Raw genomic sequence first — 21,034 nt, 5'->3', positions numbered from 1 at the left:
TGTACTGAGCCATCACGTTGGTGACACTCGGCTTGCGGGAGTTTGCCCGTGGGCGGTGTGGATGCGGTCAGTGTTGTAGTGCTCGAGGAAGGGCGCAAGGGCGGCAGCTCGTTCGCTGTTCGAGGTGAAGGGTTGCCGGTAGGCCCATTCCTGCGCGAGGGTGCGGTTGAAGCGTTCGACCTTTCCGTTTTGCCAGGGGCAGTGCGGCTTGATGAACAGTTGCTTCAGGCCCAGCGCGGCGACCGCAGACCCGAAATCGTGCGATTTGCGGTAGGCGAACGCGTTGTCGCTGATGATGCCCTCGACGCGGGTGATGCCGTGGCTGGCGAAGTAGTTGACCGCGCGGATCAGGAAGCCGGCTGCGGTCACTCCGCGTTCATCGGGGTGGATTTCGGCGTAGGCGAGCCGGGTGTGATCATCGACCGCGGTATGGACGTAGTCGAATCCGATCCCGCGACCGCGAACCTCTTCGGAGCGGCCGTGCGCGCGCCAGCCTCCGCCGTCCGGGATTCGCCCCAACTTCTTCACGTCGATGTGGACCAGCTCGCCGGGTCGTTCGCGCTCATAGCGGTTCGTCGTCGCACGGGAGGCGCGGATCAACTCCCCGGTCACGGGATCGCACCACTCCAACCGAGGAACTCCATGCCGGACCAGAATCCGCGAAACAGTCCGGGCTGGCACCCCGGTGACCGCAGCGATCCGCAACGGCCCCTGCCGTAGCTGCTCACGAGCTGCGAGCACCGCAGCCTCACGATGATGAGTCGTGCGATTCGGTGAACGCCGCGGCCGACTCGATCGGTCAAACAATGCATCCGAACCGCCGAGACGGTACCGCCGGACCCACCGATACGCCGTCTGACGCGAAACACCCAACTCGGCAGCGACATGAGCCACAGGCCGACCCTGCGCGACACGTTCAACAATCAACGCCCGCCCAAACGGCGACAGACGCGGGATAACTTGGGGCACGAGAACCTCCGGGACGTGGCAGAACTAGACAGCTCCACTAAGCCCGGAGGTTCTCCTCACAAACAAGACCCAACTGTCACCCACGTCCCGGCGCAGTACATCTAGGCCGGGAGGGTCTGCCGCGCGCGGACCAGTCCGTGCCGCCGCGCGGCGAACTCGATCCAGAGCACCCACACCGCCGTGAACACCGCCTGGATGAGCGGCGCGAGCGGCCCGCTGCCCTCGGAGCCCATCTGGGTCGTGCCGAGCGCACCGCTCGCGAGCGCGAGGAACGCGAGCAGGTTGTTGACGACGTGCATCGCGATGCCCGCCTCGAGCCCGCCGGTGCGCCAGGTGACGATCGCGAAGCCCGCGCCCATCACGGCGACGCTCAGCATGCCCCAGAGCTCGTACTGGGTGTGTCCGACGGTGAAGATCACGGTCGACACGGCGATGCCCACCCACACGTTGCGCACCCAGGCGCCCACCGTCTGCTGGATGAGGCCGCGGAAGACGTACTCCTCGGCGGCGGACTGCAGCGGCACGAGCAGCACGATCAGCACGACGAGCACGAGAAGGGTGCCCGGATCCACGGGCACCGGCCGGATCGGGTCGCCGAACAGGAACGGCAGGAACGACAGGCCCGTGTTCACGACCGTGATGACGAGCGCCGGGATGCTGCACCACAGCATCCAGCGCCACCGCAGCCGGAACGCGACCGAGTGCCGCAGCCCGATCGGCCGCAGCCCCACGCACAGCATCGCGAGGCCGGGCAACGGCAGCATCACGGCCACGCTCGCCAGCAGATACGCCACGCTCAGCGGATTCGACACATCCGAGAAGTGGGCGAGCAGGGTGTCCTGGTCGGTCAGCATGTCGAGCTCGACGTCGCCGGTCGCGAACGCCACGATGATCCAGACGATCCCGATCGCGAACTCGGCGACGATCAGGAAGCCGAGGAACATCAGCACCGCCACGAGCGGTCGCCACGCGGCGTAGCGCGGCGCGGTGCGGAACAGCCGGTGGTACGGCGTGGGCGACTCGACCGCGGGGGCGGCCGGTCGGGGCGTGCTCAGCTCGTACGACGGCGGGGCGACCGCGGGGCCGTCGCTCATCAGGCTCCGCGCAGCCGCTCGGCGAGGTAGCCGTGCAGGCGGTCGAGCGAGACGCGCTCCTGCGCCATCGTGTCGCGCTCGCGGACGGTGACCGCCTTGTCGTCGAGGGTGTCGAAGTCGACCGTCACCGCGAACGGCGTGCCGATCTCGTCCTGCCGGCGGTAGCGGCGTCCGATGGCGCCCGCGTCGTCGAACTCGATCATCCAGTCCTCGCGCAGCCCGGCCGCCAGCTCGCGCGCCACCGGCGACAGCTGCTCGTTCCGCGACAGCGGCAGCACCGCGACCTTGACGGGCGCGAGGCGGCGGTCGATGCGCAGCACCGTGCGCACGTCGGTGCCGCCCTTGGCGTTCGGAGCCTCGTCCTCGTGGTACGCGTCGATGAGGAACGCCATGAGCGCGCGGGTGAGACCGAACGCCGGCTCGATCACGTACGGCACCCAGCGCTCGTTCGTGGTCTGGTCGAAGTAGCTGAGGTCCTTGCCGGAGTGCTCCGAGTGGGTCTTCAGGTCGAAGTCGGTGCGGTTGGCGATGCCCATGAGCTCGCCCCACTCGCCGGAGGCGAACGCGAAGCGGTACTCCACGTCGACCGTGCGCTTCGAGTAGTGGCTGAGCTTCTCCTTCGGGTGCTCGTAGAGCCGCAGGTTCTCCTCGCGGATGCCGAGGTCGCGGTACCACCCGTAGGAGGCGTCGATCCAGTACTGGTGCCACTCCTCGTCGGTGCCCGGCTGCACGAAGTACTCCATCTCCATCTGCTCGAACTCGCGCGTGCGGAAGATGAAGTTGCCGGGGGTGATCTCGTTGCGGAAGCTCTTGCCGATCTGCGCGATGCCGAACGGGGGCTTCATGCGGGCGCTCGAGAGCACGTTCGCGAAGTTCACGAAGATGCCCTGCGCGGTCTCGGGACGCAGGTAGTGCATCCCCTCCTCGTCGTCGACGGGGCCGAGGAACGTCTTGAGGAGCCCGGAGAAGGCGCGCGGCTCGGTCCACTGGCCGCGGGTGCCGCAGTTGTCGCAGACGATGTCGGCGAGCCCGTTCTCGGGGGCGCGGCCCTTCTTCTCCTCGTAGTTCTCGAGCAGGTGGTCCTCGCGGTAGCGCTTGTGGCAGTTGAGGCACTCGATGAGCGGGTCCGAGAACACCTCGACGTGACCGGAGGCCTCCCACACCTGGCGGGGCAGGATCACCGAGGAGTCGATGCCGACGATGTCGTCACGGCGCTGCACCATGAACTTCCACCACTCGCGCTTGATGTTCTCCTTCAGCGCGGTGCCGAGCGGACCGTAGTCCCATGCGGAGCGGGATCCACCGTAGATCTCGCCCGCCTGGAAGACGAAGCCACGGCGCTTCGCGAGGGAGATGACCTGGTCGAGGGTGTTGGGCGTCGCCACGGAGGAGCTCCTGATGATCGGCCGCGCCGGCTTGCGCGGTCTGGGGGTGTGGACCCCAGCCTACCGATCGCGCCCCCGGGTCAGCGCACCGCCCGCACGATCGCGGCGACGTCCTCCTCGGTGTTCCAGAGGTGGAAGGAGGCGCGCGCCCGCCCGGCGCGACCCGAGATGCGGATGCCGGCCTCCGTCATCCGCGCGAGCTGCGTGCCGTCGGGGTCGGGCCAGGCGACGATCGCCTGGCGCTGCACGGGCAGGTCGAGCTCGCGGCACAGGAGCTCGCCGAGCCCCGCGGCGCGCTCCCAGACCTCGGCGACGTCGAGGCCGGCGAAGAGCCCGATCGACTGCTCCGCACCCACCCACGCCTGCCAGGCGGGCGAGACGTCGAAGCGGCGGGCGTCGCCGGCGAGCGTGATGCCGGTGCCGTAGCAGCTGCGCCAGACGTCGTCGCCCGCGTACCAGCCGCTCTGGGTGGGGCGCAGCACCGCGTCGGCGCGCTCGCCCACGGTCAGGAACGCCACCCCGCGCGGAGCGCACAGCCACTTGTAGGCATGGCACACGGTGAGGTCGAAGTCGCCCGCGGCGACCGGGAGCACCCCGGCCGCCTGGGTGGTGTCGCAGAAGGTCAGCGCGCCGTGCCGTGCGGCCGCCTCGCGGACCGCGGCGGCATCCGCCACCACGCCGGTCGCCGACTGCACGAGGGAGAAGACGACGAGGTCGGTCGAGGGCTCGACCGCGTCGGCGAGGGCCTCGAGCGCAACGGAGCGCACCCGGATGCCGGGGCGCTGGGTGAAGGGCATCACGAGCGAGGAGAAGTCCTGCTCGGCCACGAGCACCTCCGCGCCGTCGGGGAGCGAGGTCGCGACGAGCGCCGCGATCACCGAGGTCTGCGAGCCGATCGCCACCCGGGTCGCCTCGACGCCCACGAGGCGCGCGTAGGAGGCGCGCGTGCGTTCGACGATCGGGTCGTAGCCCTGCGGGTCGCGGTCGGCGCGGCTCCAGGCGTCGAGGTCGGCGCGCAACGCCTCCACCGCCCGTCGAGGCGGGAGACCGATCGAGGCGGCCGCGACGTAGCCGCGCGGCTCGCCGAATTCGGCGATCGCGGCGGCCAGGTCACGGGAGGGCGCGGTCAGGATGCTCACCCGTCCAGCGTGCGCGGCCCGCATCCATTTCACAAGGGCATATCCCGCATGGCATCCATTCACTATCGTTATCCGATGGACCTCGACCTCCAGTCGGTGCGCATCGTCCGCGCGATCGCCGAGCACGGATCGATCAGCGGGGCGGCGCGCGCGCTCGGCTACAGCCAGCCCGCCGTCAGCCAGCACCTGCGGCGTGCCGAGCAGCGCCTCGGGGTGCCGCTCGTGGTGCGGGCCGGGCGCGGCGTGCGGCTCACCGAGCCCGGGCTCGTGCTCGCCCGCCACGCCCAGGCGATCGGCCAGGCGCTGGACGCCGCACGCGGCGAACTCGCCGAGCTGGTCGGCCTGAACACCGGCGCGGTGCGGATCGCGGCGTTCCCGACGGCGTCGTCGACGATCGTGCCGCGCCTGCTGCGCGGCCTCCGTGACGCCCACCCCGGTCTCACGGTCACCTACATCGAGGCCGAGCCGCCCGAGGCGCTCGGGATGCTGCGCGACGGCCTCGTCGACCTCGCGATCACCTTCGCCTACCCCGGAGACCGCGCCGACCCGCACCGGGAGTCGGAGGGGCCGATCGAGACCGTCCCGCTGTTCACCGAGCCGGTCGTGATCGCCCTGCACGACGGGCATCCGCTCGCCGCCACCGGCGACCCGGTCGAGCTCGCGCGGCTCGGTGACGAGAGCTGGATCGCCGGCTGCCCGCTCTGCCGCGGCCACCTGCTCGCCGCCTGCGACGCCGTCGCCGTCGAGCCCGACATCGCCCTCGAGACCGACAACGCGATCGCGGTGCTCAACCTCGTGGCGTCGGGACTCGGGGTCGCCCTGCTCCCCCGGCTCGCGCTCGCCACCGCGCTCCCGCCCGCCGGTGCCGTCGTGCGCGCCACGGCGCCCTCGAGCGACAGGTCGATCCAGGTCGCGGTGCAGCACGGCTCGCGACGGGTCCCGTCGATCGCGGCGACGCTCGACGCCGTCATCGGGCTCGAGGGGCGGGACTGGGGCCTCGTGCCCGTCGCGCGCTGACGATCAGCGCGTCGCGAGGCCGCCGACCGCCGCGACGGCGGCCACGACGCGGTCGACCACCTCCGTCGCCTGCAGCGGGGTGACATCCGCGGGGAGGGTGAAGCGCACGGCCGTCTGCGCGACCTCCGGCGGGATGCCGAGGGCGAGGAGCACCGGGGACGGCTCGTCGCTGCCCGCCGCGCACGCCGACCCCGAGGAGCACGCGATCCCCCGCGCCTCCAGCTCCAGCAGCACGGCCTCGCCGCTCGTGCCCGGGAAGCAGAACGAGGCGTGGTTCGGCAGCCGCGAGACGCGCGAGCCCGTCAGGAACGCCCCCGGCACCCGCGAGAGTACGCCGTCGATGATCGCGTCGCGGGCGCGGGCGACCCGCGCCTTCTGCGGCCGCTCGAGCGAGGCGAGGGCGAGAGCCGTCGCGAGCCCCACGACGCCGGCGACGTTCTCGGTGCCGGAACGGCGCCCGCGCTCCTGCCCGCCGCCGTGCAGGAGGGGCTCGAGGGGAATCGCCGCCCGCACGGCGAGCGCACCGATCCCCTTCGGCGCGCCGAGCTTGTGCCCCGCGACGCTCACGGCGTCGACGCCGAGCTGCTCGAGGCCGACCTCGAGCGCGTCGGCGGATTGGACGGCGTCGGTGTGGAACGGGACGCCGACGTCCCGGACGACCGCGGCGAGCTCCCGGATCGGCTGCACGACGCCGATCTCGTTGTTGGCGTGCTGGATGCTCACCAGGGTCGTGTCGGGGCGGAGCGCCGCGGCGAGGGCGGCGGCCGATACCAGCCCCTCCTCGTCGACCGGCAGCTCCGTCACCTCGAACCCGTGCAGGCGGCGGAGGTAGTCGGCGGACTCCCGCACGGCCTCGTGCTCGATCGCGGTCGTCACGAGATGCCGCCCGCGGGGCTGCGCGAGCGCGATGCCCTTGATCGCGAGGTTGTCGGCCTCGGTGCCCCCCGAGGTGAGCACGATCTCGGACGGACGGCACCCGAGCTGCTCCGCGATGGTGGCACGCGCCGCCTGCACCGCGTGGGCGGCGCGCTCCCCCAGCTGGTGGTGGCTCGAGGGGTTGCCGAACTCGCCCGTGAGGTACGGCCACATCGTCTCGAGCACCTCGCGGCGGGTGGGGGTGGTCGCGGCGGTGTCGAGGTAGAGCAGCTCGTCCATGGCGATCAGGAGACGGTGACGTCGAGTCCGAGGTCGAGCGCCCGCACGCTGTGGGTGAGGGCGCCCACCGAGATGACGTCGACGCCCGTCGCGGCGATGTCGGCCACCGTGTCGAGGGTCACGCCGCCGGAGGCCTCGACGAGCGCGCGTCCCGCGACGACGGCGATCCCCGCGCGCAGCTCGTCGGGCGCGAAGTTGTCGAGCATGATCGTGTCGACACCCGCGGCGACGACCTCCTCGATCTGGTCGATCCGGTCCACCTCGACCTCGAGGTGCACGGTGTGACCGATCCGCGCGCGGGCGGCCCGGATCGCATCCCCGAGCGGCACCCCGGCGGCCGCGAGCACCGCGAGGTGGTTGTCCTTGGCCATCACCGCATCCGAGAGCGAGAAGCGGTGGTTGCGTCCGCCGCCGTCGCGGACCGCCTGCCGTTCGAGCACGCGCAATCCGGGCGTGGTCTTGCGGGTGTCGACGATGCGCGCAGAGGTGCCCTCGACCGCCGCGACGTAGCGCGCGGTGAGGGTCGCGATGCCGCTCATGCGCTGCACGAGGTTGAGGGCGATGCGCTCGCCGCGCAGCACGGCGCGCGCCGGGCCCGCGACCCGCGCGAGCACCGCACCCGCGGCGAACGGCTCGCCGTCGTCGAGGCCGAGCTCGACCGTCGTGTCGGGATCGACGAGCGCGAAGACGCGGGCGAAGACCTCCCCGCCGGAGAACACCCCCGGCTCGCGCGCGACGAGCGCCGCGGATGCCGTGGCCGACTCCGGCAGGAACGCCTCGCTCGTGACGTCACCCCAGGGGGCGTCCTCGGCCAGTGCCCGCAGGATGATGTCGTCGGTCTGCGCGCTCACGCGGGCACCCCCTCGAGCGCCGGGACCGCGGCGAGTCGCCAGCCGAGGGAATGCGCCCAGGCGTCCCGGGTCTCCGGATGGTCGGTGCGGTCGTGCGCTCCGCGCGACTCCTCGCGCACGAGCGCCGCGTGGGTCACGATCCGCGCGAGGTCGAGCAGGTTTCGGTCCTCGAGGGCCGTGAAGCTCTCGCCCCGCACCTCCCAGTCCGCGAGGGTGCCGACGGCCGCGCGCAGCGTGGTCTCGTCCCGCTCGAGACCGACCGCGCGCCACATGAGCTCCTGGATCTCGGCTCTGGCAGGTGATCGAGGAGCGCCCGCCGCAGGCGGACGCGTCTCGAGATCGGCGCCCTCGACGACCGTGAGCGCGTGGTCTCGAGACGCGTGCCGCTCCGCGGCGCGCTCCTCGACCACCTCCACCGCATCCAGCGCATCCGCCGCCCGCCAGGCGAACACCAGCGACTCGAGCAGCGAGTTCGAGGCCAGACGGTTCGCGCCGTGCACGCCCGTGCAGGCGGCCTCGCCGACCGCGTAGAGCCCGGGCAGACTCGTGCGTCCGTCGAGGTCGGTGCGGATGCCGCCCATCCAGTAGTGCGCAGCCGGCGTCACGGGAACCGGCTCCACCGTCCAGTCGAGACCGTGCTCGCGGGTGACGCGGGTGATCGAGGGGAAGCGCTCGGCGAGGAATCCGGCACCGTGCTCGCGCTCGAGCCCCGTGGCGTCGAGCAGCACCGGGTTTCCGTCCTGAGCGGACATCGCCGCCGCGATGCCGCGGGCGACGACGTCGCGGGGCGCGAGCTCGCCGTCGGGGTGCACGTCGAACATGAAGCGGCGTCCGGCGGCGTCGAGCAGCACGGCGCCCTCGCCGCGCACCGCCTCGGAGACGAGCGGGCTGCCCGACACGGCGAGCGCCGTCGGGTGGAACTGGTAGAACTCGACGTCCGCGAGCTCGGCACCCGCGCGCCAGGCGGCCGCGACCCCGTCGCCCGTGGTGACCCCCGGATTGGTCGTGTGCCGGTAGAGCTGCCCGGCCCCGCCGGACGCCAGCACCACGGCATCCGCGGCGATGCGGGCCGGAACGCCTCCGGGCCCCAGCACGTCGATGCCGACCACCCGCCCGCCGTCGAGCACGAGGTCGCGCATCAGGGTGTGCTCGTGCACCTCCACGGCCAACGCCCGCACGGCGCGCAGCAGCGCGACCTCGATCGCCAGCCCCGTGGCGTCGCCGCCCGCGTGGATGACCCGGCGGTTCGAGTGGGCCGCCTCGTGTCCACGGGCCAGCTCGCCGTCGGCCGCACGATCGAACTCGACGCCCAGCGCGATGAGGTCCCGCACCCGCTGGGGACCCTCCGTGCACAGGATCTCGACGGCCGCCGGGTCGCACAGCCCCGCGCCGGCGCGCAGCGTGTCGGCGATGTGCGACGCCGCGGAGTCGTCCGGGAACAGCGCCGCGGCGATCCCGCCCTGCGCGTACTTGGTGTTCGACTCGGCGAGCTCGGCCTTCGTCACGAGCACCACCTCGTGGCGCGCGCTCGCGCGATACGCGGTGATGAGCCCGGCGATGCCGGTGCCGACGACGACGACGCGCACGATCAGGCCTTCGGCTTCGCGTCGAGCATGCGCTCGAGGGCGACCCGCGCGTCCTCGGCGACCGTCTCGGGCACCTCGATGCGGTTGAGCACCTCGCGCGCGACGAGTCCCTCGAGCACCCAGGCGAGGTATCCGGGGTGGATCCGGTACATCGTCGAGCACGGGCAGACGACCGGGTCGAGGCAGAAGATCGTGTGCTGGGGGAACTCCGCCGCGAGGCGGTTGACCATGTTGATCTCGGTGCCGATCGCGAAGGTCGTCGGCTCCGTCGCGGCGGCGACCGCCTTGCGGATGTAGTCGGTCGAGCCCGCCTCGTCGGCCGCGTCGACGACGGGCATGGGGCACTCGGGGTGCACGATCACCCGGACGCCCGGGTGCTCGGCGCGCGCCTGCTCGATCTGCTCCACGCTGAAGCGCTTGTGCACCGAGCAGAAGCCGTGCCAGAGGATCACCCGGGCATCCAGCAGCTCGTCGCCGGAACTGCCGCCGAGGGGCTTGCGGGGGTTCCACATCGGCATCCGCTCGAGGGGCACCCCCATCTTCTTCGCGGTGTTGCGACCGAGGTGCTGGTCGGGGAAGAACAGCACCCGCCGGCCGCGCTCGAAGGCCCACTCGAGCACGGTCTCCGCGTTCGAGCTGGTGCAGACGATGCCGCCGTGGCGTCCGCAGAACCCCTTGAGCGCCGCGGACGAGTTCATGTACGTCACCGGGATCACCGGCACCCGCCCGTCGGCGTCCGGTTCCGTGCCGTACAGCGCCTCGAGCTGCGCCCAGCACTCCTCGACCGAGTCGATGTCGGCCATGTCGGCCATCGAGCACCCGGCCGCCAGGTTCGGCAGGATCACGGCCTGTTCGGGCTTCGCCAGGATGTCGGCCGTCTCGGCCATGAAGTGCACGCCGCAGAAGACGATGGCCTCGGCGTTCGGCACCGTCTGGGCGGCGTTCGCGAGCTGGAACGAGTCGCCGAGGAAGTCGGCGTGCTGCACGATCTCGTCGCGCTGGTAGAAGTGCCCGAGGATCACGACCCGGTCGCCCAGCGTCTGCTTGGCAGCCCGGATGCGCTCGTGCAGCTCCTCGGTGCTCGCGCGCTGGTATTCGGCCGGGATCGCACCCTGGCGCGGCGAGCCGACGGGGATGACGTCGCCCATCGAGGAGCCCGGCCCGTACTGCAGCACCCCGTCGAACTCCCACGGGGCCTTCGCGAGCGCGGGGCTGCAGGCGGCGGCCTGCTGCCCGGTCGCATCGCGCCCGGTGCGGCGGATGAGCTGGATGGTCTGGTCGACGGATGCCACGACGGTTCTTCTCTCTCGGGGGTTCGGTCAGCGCACGGCGACCGATGTCAGGGGGCCGTTGTCGACGAGCTGGACGCTCCCGTCGTAGCGGTAGAGGCGGGGCGGGCGGTGCCGGCCGCCCGTGACGTGCTCGCCGGTCGGAACGACGCTGCGGCTCGACTCGATCTGGCGCCGGAAGTTGGCCGGATCCAGCGCCCGCTGCAGCACGATCTCGTGCACCTGCCGCAGCTCCGCGAGCGTGAAGGTCGGGCCGAGGAAGGCGTGCGCGATCGCGGCGTACTCGAGCTTGGTGCGCAGCCGCCAGAGCGCGTAGTCGACGATGAGGTTGTGGTCGAAGGCGAGCTGCGGCAGCTCGTCGGCCGCGAACCACCGCACGTTCTCGCCCTCGGCCGCGAGCTCCGCCTCGTCGGCGCGCACGAGGGCCCAGTACACGACCGAGACGACGCGTCCCGACGGGGAGCGGTCGGGCGCACCGAAGCAGTAGAGCTGCTCGAGGTAGGCGGGCGCGAGACCCGTCGTCTCGGCGAGCTTGCGCGCGGCGGTCGCCGCGAGGCTCTCCGTGGCATCCGCGGCGCCGCCCGGCAGCGACCAGCGCCCTTCGAAGGGATCGCGCGTGCGGCGCACGAGCGGGATCGACAGCACGAGGCGTCCGGCGTCGCCCGGACGCAGGGCGAAGATCACGGTCGAGACCGCGAGATCGATGCCCGTGCTCATGACGACTCCTGTAAAAGTCAGTTTGACTAGAACAGAGTCTACCACTAAGGGTCGCGAGCACCCCAACTCGGTGCGTCGGCCCACCCGTCAGCGGGTGAGGAGGCCCGCGTCGATCACGAACTGGGCGCCCGTCGCGTATCGGGCGCGGTCGCTCACGAGGTAGCGCACGAGCTCGGCCACGTCCGCGGTCTCGATCCACGGGACGCCGGGCAGCAGGTTCCCGGCGCTGCGCTCGGCGATCTCGCGCGGGGTCGCGCCCTCGAGCGCGGCGAGCCCGTCGTTCATCGGGGTGTCGACGCCGGTGGGGTGGATCGACACCACGCGGACGCCGAAGGGCGCGAGCTCGATCGCCCACGCCTTGGTGAGCCCCGTGAGCCCGTGCTTCGACGCCACGTAGTGCGAGAGCCGGTCGCCGCCGCGCAACCCCATCACGCTCGAGTTGTTGACGATCACGCCGTGCCCCGCGCGCTTCAGGTGCGGCACCGCGGCGCGCGCGACCACGAACGGACCCGTCAGGTTGATGCCGATCATCGCGTCCCACTCAGCATCCGTCATCGTCTCGAGCTCCGCGTAGGCGACGATGCCGGCGTTGTTGACCACGATGTCCAGGCGCCCGTAAGCCTCCACGGCCGCGTCCACGGTGCGCTGCACGGCGGCGGCGTCGCGCACGTCCGCGAGGGCGGGGATCGCGCGTCCGCCCGCCTCCAGGATCTCGGCGACGAGGGTCTCCAACTCGGCCGTCGTGCCCTGGGCGTACGCCGGGTAGGCGAGCTCCGCACCCACGTCGAGCGCCACGATCGCCGCGCCGTCCTCGGCGAGCGCCCGCGCGATGGCGCGACCCTGGCCGTGCGCGGCGCCCGTCACGAGCGCCACCCGCCCCGCGAGCGAGGTCTCACTCGGTGCGGTCATCCCCCGGCTTCCGGAAGTCGTAGAGCACCTCGTCGAGCGGCACGCGCCCGACCGAGTTGAACAGGTTCGTCGCGACCATGAGGCCCGCGAAGGCGACCAGGATGATGCGCAGCTTCGGCGAGAACGCCTGCTCCAGCCGCGCCCGGAACTCGGCGGGGATGCCGACCGGATCGGTGGCGATCATCCGCCCCCAGTCGAGCAGCAGCTGCTCCGTCTCGGTCACCTGCGGGTTGTCGGGGTCGTCGCCGTTCTCGATCAGGATGCGGCGGAAGAAGACCGAGCAGACCAGGCACTCGTTCGCGTCCGAGATCGCGTAGGAGAACAGCGACACCGCCCGCTCGCCGATGTACGGCTCGAGTTCGTCCTTGAGCGTGTACCACTCCATGTAGGCGTCGAAGCTCGGCACGTGGCCGAGCAGCGTGCGCTTCATGTTCGTGATGCGCCCGCCGTGCAGCTCCAGCTGACGCTCGGCCGCCGCGATCGCCGTGGCGTCGAGCTCCGAGTCCTCCGACATGGGCAGGAACGTCATGCGCACAGCCTAGGGCTGCGCCCGCCCGGATGGATCAGGCGGCGACACGCGACGACGCACCCGCGAGCAGGTGCACGTCGTCGAAGACGCCGCGGCGGATCGCCTGGAACACCTCGACGGCCGCCTCGGCGAGCTTGCCGTGCCCCTCGAGCACCGCGCGACGCACCCGCAGGTCGTCGTGGATGGCGAGCACGCCCTCCTTCTCGACGATCTGCGCGCCGAGGGACTTCGCCCACGCCGCCGTCATGTCGGCGACCAGCGGCTCCGCCGAGACGACGCGCACGCCGTCCCCCCTGCTGAAGGGGCGGGTGCGCACGAGCGCCCGTGCCACGAGGCCGGGGCCGAGATAGGAGACGACCTGCTCGTCGCTGATCCAGCGCGGCACGCCCAGCACGTCGCGCTGCGGACGCAGCAGCAGCTCACCGAGCTCCTCGCCGCTGTCGCGCCAGGCGACGCGATCGCGGGGGGCGAATCCGTTGGTGTCGGGACCGGCGGCATCCACGATGCCGACGACGAAGCCCCGACCACGCAGGGTGGGGCGCAGGCGCAGGACGCCCGTTGTCGGGCGCGGGACGGCGATACGGGTAGTCATGTCTCCCGCTACAACACGCCCCCTGGCCGGAACATTCCCGTACATCGGCTGAATGCGCGGTGGGAATCCGGGGTGCGTCAGAAGACCTTGCCGGGGTTGAGGATGCCCGTCGGGTCGAAGACCGCCTTGATGCCCCGCTGCAGTTCGACGGCGTCGTCGCCGAGCTCGTCGCGCAGCCAGCGGCGCTTCAGCAGCCCCACCCCGTGCTCGCCCGTGAGCGTGCCGCCGAGCCGCAGGCACTCCCGGAACAGGTCGTCGGCGGCCGCCCACACCTCGTCCGGTACGCCGACCTCACCCGATCCGTCGTGCGCCGTGATCACGAAGTTCGGGTGCAGGTTGCCGTCGCCCGCGTGGGCGACGGTCGGGATCCGGATGCCGTGCTCCCGTTCGATCCGGCCGATCGCCGCGAACATGTCGGGCAGGGCGCTGCGCGGAACGGCGACGTCCTCGATGAGCACGGTGCCGAGCCGCTCCATCGCCGGGTGGAAGGCCCGGCGGACCGCGAACAGCCGCTCGCCCTCGTCCGCGTCGGCAGCGCGCTCGGCCGCTCCGCCGTGGGCGCCGAGGATCGCGAGCACCGCGGCCGCCTCGACGGCCGCCGCCGCGCCGTCCGTCTGCACGAGCAGCTGCGCGGCGCGCGCTCCGAGGTCGAGCCCGAGATGCGCGCCGATCGCCTCGAGCGCGGAGGCGTCGAGCAGTTCGAGCGCGGCGGGGCGGATGCCCGCAGCCGTGATCGCGGCGGCCGCCGCCGCCGCGGCCGCGACATCCGGGAAGGCCGCGCTCAGGGTGACGACCTCGCCGCGGTCGAGGCGACGCAGGCGCAGCGTCGCCTCGACGACCACCCCGAGAGTGCCCTCCGAGCCGATGAACAGCGCCGTGAGGTCGTAGCCGGTGACGCCCTTGACGGTGCGTCGACCGAGACGGAGCAGGCGCCCGTCGGCGAGCACGACCGCGAGGCCGAGCACCGCCTCCCGTGTGACCCCGTACTTGACGCACATGAGGCCGCCGGCGTTGGTGGCGATGTTGCCGCCGATCGTGGAGATGTCGCGGCTCGCGGGGTCGGGCGCGTACCAGAGCCCGTGCGGGGCGAGAGCGGCGTTCAGCGCGGCGTTGACGAGACCCGCCTCGACGACCGCGAGCTCGTCGTCTGCCGAGATCTCGAGCACGCGCGTCATGCGCGCGGTCGACACGACCAGCTCGCCCGAGCGCCCGATCGCGCCGCCGGCGAGACCGGTGCCCGCCCCGCGCGGCACGACCGGCACATCGTGCGCGTGCGCCCAGCGCAGGGCGGCCTGCACGTGGGCGACCTCGCGGGCCTCGACGAGCGCGAGCGGCGGGCCGTCCGACCGCTGACCCGACTTGTCGGCGCGCAGCGCGTCGAGCGCCACCGGATCGGTGACGAGCACCTCGCCGAGTTCCGCCCGCAGCTGCTCCAGCACGATCCGAGCGTATCGAGCGCGCTCGACGGGCGGCGCGAGGGCGGTGTCCGATTTCCGCTGATGTCCGTCGGTCGCGCGTGCGACCCTGAGAGGGTGACGGACGACGACGGGCTCTTCCAGACGCGCTACCGCGCGCTCGCCTCCCGCGACGCCCGCTTCGACGGCCAGTTCATCGCGGGCGTGCACTCGACCGGCATCTACTGCCGACCGAGCTGCCCGGCGACCACCCCGCAGCAGCGCAACGTCACCTTCTACCGCACCGCCGCGGCCGCCCACGAGGCCGGGCTGCGCGCGTGCAAACGCTGCCAGCCGGATGCCGTGCCCGGCTCCCCCGACTGGAATCTGCGCGACGACCTCACCGCGCGCGCCATGCGGCTCGTGCAGGACGGGGTCGTCGAACGCGAAGGCGTGGAGGGACTCGCCCGACGGCTCGGCTACTCGAGCAGGCACCTCACCCGGGTGCTGACCGCCGAGCTCGGCGCCGGTCCCCTCGCGCTGGCGCGCGCGAACCGGGCCCAGACCGCCCGCACCCTGCTGGCCTCGACGGAGCTGCCCGTCGCCGACATCGCCTTCGCCGCCGGCTTCGGCAGCCTGCGGCAGTTCAACGACACCATCGCGGCCGTCTACCGTGCGACGCCGAGCGAACTGCGCGCGCTGAGCCGCCGAGGCCGGTCCGGGGCGCGAGTGGACGAGACCGCCACCCCCGGCGAGCTGACCCTGCGTCTCGCGGCGCGCGCGCCCCTCGACCACCCGGGCCTGTTCCGCTTCTTCGCCGATCACGCGGTACCCGGGCTCGAGAACGGCGATCCGACCTCCTTCGCACGCACGATCTCGCTGCCGGGCGGCCCCGCGGCGATCGAGGTGCGCCCCGACACGACCGGAGGCGCCCTGCTCGCGACCGTGCGGCTGACCCGCCTCGCCGACGTGGGCGCGGCGGTGTCGCGCATCCGGCGCGCCTTCGACCTCGACGCGGACGCGGTCGCGATCGACGCGGCGCTCTCCGCCGACCCCGTGCTCGCCCCCCTGGTGAGGGCGACGCCCGGCATCCGCATCGCGGGCTCCTTCGACCCGGTGGAGGCCCTCTTCCGCACACTCATCGGTCAGCAGATCTCGGTGGCCGCCGCACGCACCGCGCTCGGCCGCCTGGTCGCCGCGCTCGGACCGGGGTTCCCGGATGCCGAGACGATCGCGACGCGCGGGCACGAGGTGCTGCGCGGACCGGCGAACCGCATCGCGTCGATCCTCGGCATCGCGCGCCAGCTCGCGGAGGGTCGGCTCGTGCTCGACATCGGCATGCCGCTCGCGGACTTCCGCGCCGCGCTGCTCGCCCAGCGCGGCATCGGACCGTGGACGGCCGACTACCTGGCGATGCGCGCGCTCGGCTCCCCCGACGTGCTGCCCGTCGACGACCTCGTGATCCGCCAGAGCGCCGCCGCGCACGGGATGCCCGGCGACCGTCGCGCGCTCGCCGCCCACGCCGAGCGATGGTCGCCGTGGCGCAGCTACGCCGCACTGCACCTCTGGCGCGCGCGGCCGCCGCGGACTGCGGCGGCTCGGGCGTAGCCTGAGCCCATGACGACCGTCTCGGTGGTGATCCCGGCGCGCAACGACGCCGAGATGCTCGAGGCCTGCCTCGAGGCGCTGTCGCGCCAGACCCGCCGCCCGGACGAGATCGTGGTGGTCGACAACGGCAGCTGGGACACGACCGCCCTCGTCGCCCGCCGGGCCGGCGCGCGCGTGGTCGCCGAGCCGACCCCGGGCATCCCGCAGGCCGCATCCGCGGGCTACGACGCCGCGACGGGCGAGCTCATCGCACGGCTCGACGCCGACAGCGTGCCGCCCGCCGGCTGGATCGCGCACGCCCTCGAGCGCTTCGACCACGACCCGGGCCTGTCGGTGCTCACCGGCATCGGCGACTTCTACGGGTCGACGCCCCTCGTCCACACCCTCGGTCGCGTCGTCTATCTCGGCGGCATGCTCGCCTCGATGACCCCCTACCTCGGCCATCCGCCGATCTTCGGCTCCAACTTCGTGATGCGCCGCGAGGTGTGGCGGGAGCTCGCGGGCGAGGTGCACCGCACCCAGCGCGGCATCCACGACGACCTCGACCTCAGCCTGCACATCAAGCCGTGGATGACCGTCGCCTACGACCCCGACTTCCGGGTCGGGCTGTCGGCGCGACCCTTCGCGACCGTCGCGGGGCTGCGCAGGCGGGTCGGATGGGTGGTGCCGACCCTGCGCAACCACTGGCCGGCCGACGCTCCGTGGGCGCGACGTGCGGCCCGCCGGCGCTGGCGCGCCGCGCAGCGACCGCCGCGTCGGATGCGGCGCGCGGCCTAGCCGACGTCGCGGAACAGGCGCAGCATGTCGTGCACCAGCTGGTGCGGCGTGGTCTCGCACGGGCTGTGGCCGGTGCGGTAGACCGCGAGACGCGCATCGAGCCGCTCGGCGTGCAGGGCGTAGCGTCGCACCGGCCACAGGTCGTGCTCGCTCGTCGCCACGAGCACCGGGATGCCGGCGGCGCGGACGGCGGCCGCCGCATCCGGCGCGTTCTTCATGAGGTGCACGATGTCGTCGATGCACGCGCGCCGCGTCGAGGCGAAACGCGCACGCACGAACGCGAGCCTCGACGGGCCGACCCGGTTCTTGTTGGTGCGGATGCCCCAGATCATGAGGCCGGCGCCCTGTCGCCCCGACAGGAACCGCGAGAGCCAGCCGATGCGCTTCACGTGGCGATACGCGTTGCCCGGGTCGGGAGGCGTCGTGAGCAGCGTGAGGCTCCGCACCAGCTCGGGGTGCTCCGCGGCGACGAGCTGCGCCACGATGCCGGCGAAGGAGTAGCCGAGCAGGTGGGCGGGCGCACCCGCGCGCAGGAACGCGAGCAGGTCGGCCGTGAAGAGCGGATAGTCGTAGCGTCCGCCGTCCGCGGGTCCCGCCGCCGCGGACTCGTAGTTGCCCGCCAGGTCGTAGCTCTGCACGTGGAAGCCCGCCGCCGCCAGCAGCGGGAGCATGAGCACGAAGTCCTCCTTCGAGCCCGTGGCACCCGGCACCAGCACGACCCGGGGGTCGCGCGGGTCGCCGAGCGAGACGACGGCGAGCGGGCCGCTGGGGGCCTCGAACACGGAACGGGTCGAGCCGGGCGCGGGACGGGTCCAGTCGATCTCGCCGATCTCCGCGTCGAGCCGCACGGCCTCCGTAGCATCCGCCGCGGGGTCGGGCAACGGGGCGGTCACGGGGAAACGATAGCCGTAGGGTGAGCGCATGTCCGCAGACGACGACGTGGCGCCGGGCGACGGGCGCGACGAGACGGAGGCCGAGCGACTCGACCGCAACTGGAACGAGATCCTCCAGGAGACGCGCGTCGTGCAGACCGGCACCCAGATCCTGACGGGCTTCCTGCTGGCGATCGCGTTCCAGGCGCGGTTCGCGGAGCTCGACGGCTTCCAGGAGGCGGTCTACCTGGTGCTCGTCTGCATCGCGGTGGTCGCGACCCTGCTGGCCCTCACCCCGGTGAGCATGCACCGGGCGCTCTTCCGCCGCCGGGCGAAGAAGCGCCTCGTCGCCACCGGGAACGTGCTGCTCGTGCTGACGCTGCTCGCGGTGCTGCTGACGCTGTCGGGCACGGCGCTGCTCGTGTTCGACATCGTCGCGGGCCGGGCGGCCGGGTTCACGGCGGGCACCGTCGCCCTCGTTCTCGGTCTGCTCGCCTGGTTCCTGGCTCCGGGCATCGCCCGGATCCGGATGCGGCGGGTCGGCTGATGGATTCGCCTCTGCGCAGACGGCCCTCGACGCTCCCCCGGGGGAGCTGGCGGCTCGCGGTGCGGCGCGCGTGGCACGGGTTCGTGCGGCATCGCGGCATCGACGCCGCGGCGGCGCTGACGTTCTTCACGACCCTCGCGGCGTTTCCGGCGGCGCTCGCCTTCGCCTCCGGGTTCGCGCTCGTGAGCGACCGCGAACGGGCGGTCGACGACCTGCTCGCGATCGCCGAGTCGCTGCTGCCGGACCGGATCGCCGCGCAGCTCGAGGAACCCATCCGCCAGCTGCTGCAGCTCGACAACGCCGGCATCGCGCTCGCGCTCGCGCTCGCCCTGCTGCTGTGGACCGCCTCGGGCTACGCCACGGCGTTCGGGAGGGCCGTCAACGCGGTGTACGAGGTGCAGGAGGGCCGGCCGTTCTGGGCGTTCCGGGGTCGGATGCTGCTCGTCGCCGCGCTGCTGGTGACGCTCGCCGCGGCCCTCGTGCTGGGCCTGCTCGCCACCCCGGACGCGACCGAGGACATCCTGGGGCGGCGCGGACTGGCCCCGGTGGTGGCGACCGTCTGGAACTGGACGCGCTGGCCGCTGCTGCTCGTGCTGGCCCTGATCTTCGTGGCGACGCTGTACACGCTCACCCCCAACGTGCGTCACGCGCGGATCGTGTGGGCGAGCGTCGGCACCGGGTTCGCGATCGCGACGTGGGCGGTCGCGACCGGAGGGTACGCGCTCTACGTGACGCTGATCGGCGCCTACGGCGCGCTCTACGGGTCGATCGGCACGCTGCTGGTCGCGCTGCTCTGGATCTATCTCACGAACATCGCCCTCGTCGCGGGCGCCGAACTCGATGCCGAGTTCGTACGGCTGCGCCACCTCGCGCGCGGGATCGACGCGAGCGAGACCCTGCAGATGCCGGTGCGCGACGTCACCCGCGACCACTGGATCGCGCGGCAGCACGATCAGGATGTCGCCGACGCGCGGGTGCTGCTCGAACGCGCGCGCGCCCAGCACCGCGTGGACGAGTAGCACGTCCGCCGCAGATCGGGAACCCCCTTTCCACATCGGGGCGGGAGGCGTCGGCTGGACGCATGGACGACGCACGCGTGGACCCGGTGACCCGCTACCGCACCGACGGCTTCCCCCGGCAGGAGCAGAGCCAGCCCGGTCTCACCTCGCTGACCGATCCTCGACCGGATCACGGTGAGAGCAGCTATCGGGGCTCCGGGCGCCTGACGGGCATGCGCGCGCTCATCACCGGCGGCGACTCGGGGATCGGGCGAGCCGTCGCGATCGCGTTCGCGCGTGAAGGCGCCGACGTGGCCATCTCGTATCTCGACGACGAGGAGGACGACGCTCTCGACACCGCCCGACTGATCGAGGAGGAGGGTCGGATCGCGGTGCGGCTGCCGGGCGACGTGCGCACCGAGCAGCAGTGCGACGAGCTCGTCGCCGCTGCCGTGGCGGAGCTCGGCGGTCTGGACGTCCTGGTGCTGAACGCGGCGTATCAGGAGAACCGCGACGGCCTCGAGAGCATCCCGACCGCCGAGCTGCGGCGCGTCGTGGACACCAACCTGTTCGCGCCCCTGTGGATCGCGCGGGCGGCGATCCCGCACCTGGAGCCCGGATCCTCCATCATCACGACCTCGTCGATCCAGGCGTTCCATCCGTCGCCGAAGCTCATCGACTACGCCATGACGAAGGCCGCCCAGGTGGTCTTCACCCGTGCCCTCGCCCAGGAGCTGGGCCCGCGCGGCATCCGCGTCAACGCGGTCGCCCCCGGACCGATCTGGACCCCGCTGATCCCGGCGACCAGCTGGCCGGACTCCCTGCCCGATTTCGGTCAGGACACCCCGCTCGGCAGGGCGGGCCAGCCCGCCGAGGTCGCGCCGGCGTACGTCTTCCTCGCCTCCCCGGAGTCGTCCTACGTCTCCGGGGCGATCGTGCCCGTCACGGGCGGAAAGGGGTTGTGATGCCCGGTTCACGCAACGACTCGCTCAAGGATCCGAAGCTCTACGAGGAGCTCCGCGACCAGGGGAACAGCAAGGAGAAGGCGGCGCGCATCTCGAATGCGGTCGCGGCCCGCGGATCGAGTGCGGTGGGTCGGAAGGGCGGGAGCGCGGAGGACTACGAGGACCGCACCGTGCCGGAGCTGCGCTCGCGCGCCAAGGAGCTCGGTCTGCACGGCTACTCGGGCAAGACGAAGTCCCAGCTGATCGATCTGCTGCGCCACCACTGAGGGGCCCAGCTGATCGATCTGCTGCGCCACCACTGAAGGGCCCACCCCGATCGGGTGACGTACCCACCCCGATCGGGTCGGGTGCTCTCGGTCGCGCACTCGCTCCCGTTGCGACGCGCCCGCGGCGGACCCGCCCGGCCGAGGAGCGCATCCGCCCGAGCGGGCGACCCGCACCGCCCTCTCCCGGAGCGCGACGTGAGGTGGTCGAGGAGCGCGCCGTGTAGCGGCACGCGTCTCGAGACCCCCGCCGCCGGGCCCGGTCATCCGGTGAGGAGTCGCGAGAGTGCGGGGCTGCGGGAGGGCAGCGGTGTGTGCCGGAGTGTCCCGTCTCGGTCGGGCTTCTCGAGCACGTAGTCACCGCCCTGCCGTCGGATC

21 protein-coding genes are annotated in these 21,034 nt (G+C 72.5%); 7 read left to right on the top strand and 14 right to left on the bottom strand.

Translation table 11 applies throughout. From position 1 onward, the window contains the following. Positions 1-12: 12 nt before the first annotated feature. The 4 genes from NUH29_RS00550 to NUH29_RS00535 form a co-directional block, all read right to left on the bottom strand. Positions 13-969, bottom strand: a complete 957-nt coding sequence (locus NUH29_RS00550) for an IS481 family transposase (protein WP_258796914.1) — start codon at positions 967-969, stop codon at positions 13-15. 101 nt (positions 970-1,070) lie between these two features. Then, entirely contained in the window at positions 1,071-2,063 is a 993-nt protein-coding gene (locus tag NUH29_RS00545; protein ID WP_258796913.1) for a CPBP family intramembrane glutamic endopeptidase, read from the bottom strand. Beyond that, positions 2,063-3,448, bottom strand: coding sequence for a glycine--tRNA ligase (locus NUH29_RS00540; protein ID WP_258796912.1), 1,386 nt, complete (start codon positions 3,446-3,448; stop codon positions 2,063-2,065). The genes NUH29_RS00545 and NUH29_RS00540 overlap by 1 nt, the downstream gene beginning before the upstream one ends. 80 nt (positions 3,449-3,528) lie before the next feature. Beyond that, complete coding sequence (locus tag NUH29_RS00535; RefSeq protein WP_308445733.1) at positions 3,529-4,587, bottom strand: aminotransferase class V-fold PLP-dependent enzyme; 1,059 nt, start codon at positions 4,585-4,587, stop codon at positions 3,529-3,531. A gap of 75 nt (positions 4,588-4,662) precedes the next feature. Here NUH29_RS00535 and NUH29_RS00530 point away from each other — a divergent pair, with 75 nt between their 5' ends. Next, on the top strand, positions 4,663-5,604 hold the full coding sequence (locus NUH29_RS00530) for a LysR family transcriptional regulator (protein WP_258796911.1): 942 nt from the start codon (positions 4,663-4,665) through the stop codon (positions 5,602-5,604). A gap of 3 nt (positions 5,605-5,607) precedes the next feature. On the opposite strand, the gene NUH29_RS00525 is transcribed toward NUH29_RS00530, so the two are convergent. From NUH29_RS00525 to NUH29_RS00485, 9 genes are all read right to left on the bottom strand, one after another. After that, on the bottom strand, positions 5,608-6,750 hold the full coding sequence (locus NUH29_RS00525) for a cysteine desulfurase family protein (protein WP_258796937.1): 1,143 nt from the start codon (positions 6,748-6,750) through the stop codon (positions 5,608-5,610). 14 nt (positions 6,751-6,764) lie between these two features. Further along, positions 6,765-7,610 carry a carboxylating nicotinate-nucleotide diphosphorylase gene (gene nadC / locus NUH29_RS00520; protein ID WP_258796910.1) on the bottom strand — a complete coding sequence of 282 codons (846 nt, stop codon included), beginning with the start codon at positions 7,608-7,610 and terminating at the stop codon, positions 6,765-6,767. Then, entirely contained in the window at positions 7,607-9,199 is a 1,593-nt protein-coding gene (gene nadB, locus NUH29_RS00515) for an L-aspartate oxidase (RefSeq protein WP_258796936.1), read from the bottom strand. Before nadB ends, nadC begins: the two co-directional genes overlap by 4 nt. Further along, positions 9,199-10,488: a quinolinate synthase NadA gene (nadA, locus tag NUH29_RS00510; protein WP_258796909.1), complete on the bottom strand. Its 1,290-nt coding sequence runs from the start codon at positions 10,486-10,488 to the stop codon at positions 9,199-9,201. The genes nadB and nadA overlap by 1 nt, the downstream gene beginning before the upstream one ends. 27 nt (positions 10,489-10,515) lie before the next feature. Then, complete coding sequence (locus NUH29_RS00505; protein ID WP_258796908.1) at positions 10,516-11,202, bottom strand: NUDIX hydrolase; 687 nt, start codon at positions 11,200-11,202, stop codon at positions 10,516-10,518. Between the two features lie 87 nt (positions 11,203-11,289). Further along, on the bottom strand, positions 11,290-12,111 hold the full coding sequence (locus tag NUH29_RS00500) for an SDR family NAD(P)-dependent oxidoreductase (RefSeq protein WP_258796907.1): 822 nt from the start codon (positions 12,109-12,111) through the stop codon (positions 11,290-11,292). Continuing rightward, complete coding sequence (locus NUH29_RS00495) at positions 12,095-12,640, bottom strand: hypothetical protein (RefSeq protein ID WP_258796906.1); 546 nt, start codon at positions 12,638-12,640, stop codon at positions 12,095-12,097. The genes NUH29_RS00500 and NUH29_RS00495 overlap by 17 nt, the downstream gene beginning before the upstream one ends. 34 nt (positions 12,641-12,674) lie before the next feature. Beyond that, a complete protein-coding gene (locus tag NUH29_RS00490) occupies positions 12,675-13,232 on the bottom strand; it encodes an MDR/zinc-dependent alcohol dehydrogenase-like family protein (protein WP_258796905.1) in 558 nt (185 codons plus the stop codon). Positions 13,233-13,309: 77 nt separating this feature from the next. Further along, positions 13,310-14,671 carry an FAD-binding oxidoreductase gene (locus tag NUH29_RS00485; RefSeq protein WP_258796904.1) on the bottom strand — a complete coding sequence of 454 codons (1,362 nt, stop codon included), beginning with the start codon at positions 14,669-14,671 and terminating at the stop codon, positions 13,310-13,312. 60 nt (positions 14,672-14,731) lie between these two features. On the opposite strand from NUH29_RS00485, the gene NUH29_RS00480 reads away from it, so the two are divergent. Both NUH29_RS00480 and NUH29_RS00475 read left to right on the top strand, forming a co-directional pair. Beyond that, on the top strand, positions 14,732-16,234 hold the full coding sequence (locus NUH29_RS00480) for an AlkA N-terminal domain-containing protein (protein WP_373317416.1): 1,503 nt from the start codon (positions 14,732-14,734) through the stop codon (positions 16,232-16,234). A gap of 9 nt (positions 16,235-16,243) precedes the next feature. After that, a complete protein-coding gene (locus NUH29_RS00475; protein WP_258796902.1) occupies positions 16,244-17,011 on the top strand; it encodes a glycosyltransferase family A protein in 768 nt (255 codons plus the stop codon). Here the strand turns inward: NUH29_RS00475 and NUH29_RS00470 are convergent. Then, on the bottom strand, positions 17,008-17,904 hold the full coding sequence (locus tag NUH29_RS00470) for an alpha/beta fold hydrolase (protein ID WP_258796901.1): 897 nt from the start codon (positions 17,902-17,904) through the stop codon (positions 17,008-17,010). The genes NUH29_RS00475 and NUH29_RS00470 overlap by 4 nt on opposite strands. A 28-nt stretch (positions 17,905-17,932) precedes the next feature. Between NUH29_RS00470 and NUH29_RS00465 the strand changes: the two genes are divergently transcribed. The 4 genes from NUH29_RS00465 to NUH29_RS00450 all read left to right on the top strand — a co-directional run bounded on the left by NUH29_RS00465 (position 17,933) and on the right by NUH29_RS00450 (position 20,659). Beyond that, positions 17,933-18,430, top strand: a complete 498-nt coding sequence (locus tag NUH29_RS00465) for a DUF6328 family protein (RefSeq protein ID WP_258796900.1) — start codon at positions 17,933-17,935, stop codon at positions 18,428-18,430. Beyond that, positions 18,430-19,449 (top strand): YihY/virulence factor BrkB family protein, encoded by a 1,020-nt coding sequence (locus NUH29_RS00460; protein WP_258796899.1) that lies wholly within the window; start codon positions 18,430-18,432, stop codon positions 19,447-19,449. The genes NUH29_RS00465 and NUH29_RS00460 overlap by 1 nt, the downstream gene beginning before the upstream one ends. Before the next feature lie 62 nt (positions 19,450-19,511). Next, on the top strand, positions 19,512-20,393 hold the full coding sequence (locus NUH29_RS00455; RefSeq protein WP_258796898.1) for an SDR family oxidoreductase: 882 nt from the start codon (positions 19,512-19,514) through the stop codon (positions 20,391-20,393). Continuing rightward, positions 20,393-20,659 (top strand): DUF7218 family protein, encoded by a 267-nt coding sequence (locus NUH29_RS00450; protein ID WP_258796897.1) that lies wholly within the window; start codon positions 20,393-20,395, stop codon positions 20,657-20,659. Before NUH29_RS00455 ends, NUH29_RS00450 begins: the two co-directional genes overlap by 1 nt. Positions 20,660-21,034: the final 375 nt, after the last annotated feature.

The sequence above is a fragment of the Protaetiibacter mangrovi genome (assembly GCF_024752305.1).
Lineage (GTDB): Bacteria > Actinomycetota > Actinomycetes > Actinomycetales > Microbacteriaceae > Homoserinibacter > Homoserinibacter mangrovi.
Note: the sequence above shows the minus strand (reverse complement) of the source record. Positions and strands in the feature narration are given on the sequence as shown.